An 861-nucleotide genomic window follows, 5' to 3' on the forward strand; every position below is an offset into this window, starting at 1 on the left:
TGCCTATAGCGGCGGACGCGGGTCCTCTTCTGGTGCGCAATCTCGTGGCAAGGGCGCGGGAGTAGGCGCCGGAAACGGATACAGCTTCGATGGTCAAGTTGAAGCATCGAAACTGCCGGGCAATAACCCTGGATGGAAAGATTCTATTTTAGGGCGTCTCACAAATGCACTGGGACGCATTTACCAAGGCGGAGGAACCCCGGATTCAACGGGTTATACAGCTATGGGTGACTATGGTGGGTTTGGCAAAGGAGATGCTGGCAACCGTGACCGCGGTGGCAATCGTGCTGGCAACCAGAATGGCGGTTCTGGGGGGCACGGAAATTAGCGTCTAAGCGGCGAACAATAGTAGCGGACATTTGCAATGACATTTCAAATACTATTGTTCGCCTTTATTGAAGAGATGATCAAAGTCTTAGTTGTAAGATCATGCATGAACACTATAAATGCTGTTGCAAGCATTTTTCTGTTTGCCGTCCTGGAGGGTATATTCGATTTGCCCATCGTGTCGGCTCACCTTGAGTACCTGGGCGCATCTATATGGACGGTATTTATTGGATCATTTTTCATATTGTTTTGTTCTAAGTTTTTACATGTCGCAACGAGCTATATATATCTTAGAACTAAGTTCTTAAAAAGTGCAGTAGTTTTTTGCACATTATGGCATGCATCATATAATTCTTTTATCGACAGCTTGCCGACATTTGAATTGAAATACTATATTTTTATACCAGTATTGTTTTTTGCGTCAGATATTATTATCGCATACCTTTATTTAACTTCTGAAAAAGCAATAACCATTCTTAAATCACGGTGAATTGACCCCCTTGTCACAAGACGGTCAGGATCAGGTATTTTAAA

At 43.7% G+C, this 861-nt stretch carries 1 pseudogene; it reads left to right on the forward strand.

What is annotated here, in order from left to right:
* A pseudogene (locus tag DUT91_RS26470) lies at positions 1-328 on the forward strand (hypothetical protein); the annotation flags it as partial.
* Positions 329-861 lie beyond the last annotated feature (533 nt).

It is taken from the genome of Paramesorhizobium salinisoli, from assembly GCF_003335045.1.
GTDB lineage: Bacteria > Pseudomonadota > Alphaproteobacteria > Rhizobiales > Rhizobiaceae > Paramesorhizobium > Paramesorhizobium salinisoli.